We start from the raw sequence: 1,833 nt of genomic DNA on the forward strand, positions 1-1,833 counted from the left end.
TCGTGTCACAGGCTGAATGAACATGCGCTCCACCCGGCGCTATCCAGATCCTGTGCTGACCGAGATCGCGGCATATCGTTCGCAGCGACGCGGAATCCGCGATGCGTGCGCGGTTCTGAAGTTAGTTTTGGTGACGTTCGCCTTCGGCTTGCTGGCATGGTTCGCATGCAGATCCAGCAGCGCTGTCGTCAGAATCGTCATGATGATCGCGGCGGGGTTTGTGCTAAGCGGATTTCTGAATCTTGCCCACGAATGCCTGCACCGAAGTTTCGTGAGCGGGCGAGGTATGAACACGATCGTGGGAAATCTCGCTGCGAACGTCTTGTTCGTCAACTACACCGCCTATACCGACAAACACCTGAAACATCACCGCTGCCTGGCAACCGATGAGGACACAGAGTCGGCCGCGCGGTTCCAATCTTTGCGTCGATATATGTGGACCATGAGCGGTGTTGGTTTTCTCGTTTCGAATCTGCTATTGAACGCGTACCTGATTCTCGGTCGAATGCCGTCATATCTCGCGAAGGCGCAACGTCGGACGCAAGCGCGCGGCGAAGCGCTGCGCATCGCCGCATGGTTTCTCACGATCGTCACAGCGACCGGCATCTGGCCGCCGGTACTGCTCACGATTTATATCGGCCCGCTGATTATCGGATACTTTTGGTTGATGTTCTTTGGTTTGCCCGAGCACTACGGTTGCGAACCGGTGCGGCCGCGCTATCTGGCTTCGCGAACGACGACGAGCAACCGTTTCGTTCGATTCTTCATGTGGAATGCGAATTTCCATACCGAACATCACCGCTACCCAAGCGCGCCGGCCCCACTGCTCGCGCGAATCGGCGCGCGCCCGAGTGTCGGGATGCACCGCGAATCGTCTTATCTGAGATGGCACTGGCACGTGTGCCGGAAACTTCTTCAACGCCGAGAGCAAGAGGCAACACATGGCTAAACTCATCGTGGGCAATGTGGATAACGAAGCAATGATCGGCGATACGAAGCGTGCATCGCTTCCGCTGCGTCAGGTATCAGCCATTGCGGCAAGACGGCTTCTCTGGCAAATGACAAGCGAGGATGTCGCGATCCTGCCTTCCCCGGTTTCGGACCGCATGATGGAGTACATTTCCCAGGTGATGGGGCATCGTCTCTCGGCCGCGCAGGTCGTATCCCCGTCTTCCGACGCTTCCGATCCAGTTGTCCTCACCTCCGATCGCCTGCTCGACGAAGCGATGATTGCAGCGTTACGGGGTCTTCGCGTGGGTGGCGCGAAGTGGACGGTCCATCCGTACTTCCATACTTCATCGGTCGGACTGCTCTGCGATCGACTCGGCATCCGGCAGCCAGTATCGAACGGTTCAAATTTCATGGCGCAGGCCGGAGCCGAACTACTGAATCGCAAGGCGGTATTTCGAGCGCTGGCATCGGGGCGGGTCGGGTGCGCGGACGGTCGTGTATGCCGTTCGTTCTCTGAGTTTCACTTTACGCTGCAGGACATGCTTGTCAGGTATGCAAGCGTCATTGTCAAGCAGGACGTCAATGCCGGTGGCGACGGCAATGTCGCGGTCACGCTCGAACGGCGTCCCTGCTATCCGGGCGTTCGGAAGGTGTACGCGCTTACGCATCTGTCCGAAGTCGATACCGCGTTCGCCCGTGACCTGTGGTTACTGCAGACCGACACGGCAGGCAATTGCCAGGTGATCGTAGAACGCTTCTACGAAGGCTCAGATGTTCTGTATGCCGAGTATGAGATTGGCGCGGACGCGTCCCGTCTGGTGAGCTACGGCGATCTGCGGATGGACGCTTCCGGGGACAAGCGCGGCAACGGGATGATTATGT

2 protein-coding genes are annotated in these 1,833 nt (G+C 58.2%); both read left to right on the forward strand.

The features are described from left to right. The first annotated feature begins 16 nt into the window (after nucleotides 1-16). On the forward strand, nucleotides 17-949 hold the full coding sequence (locus P7F28_RS08095; protein WP_277183994.1) for a fatty acid desaturase: 933 nt from the start codon (nucleotides 17-19) through the stop codon (nucleotides 947-949). Next, a partial coding sequence (locus P7F28_RS08100; RefSeq protein ID WP_277183995.1) for a hypothetical protein occupies nucleotides 942-1,833 on the forward strand: 892 nt, incomplete at its 3' end. The genes P7F28_RS08095 and P7F28_RS08100, both read left to right, overlap by 8 nt.

Origin of the sequence: Caballeronia sp. BR00000012568055, assembly GCF_029439455.1 — a bacterium.
Lineage (GTDB): Bacteria > Pseudomonadota > Gammaproteobacteria > Burkholderiales > Burkholderiaceae > Caballeronia.

Bases quoted from the DNA above. Each gene is read 5' to 3' on its own strand.
- P7F28_RS08095 (WP_277183994.1), top strand. From the start codon at position 17: ATGAACATGCGCTCCACCCGGCGCTATCCAGATCCTGTGCTGACCGAG.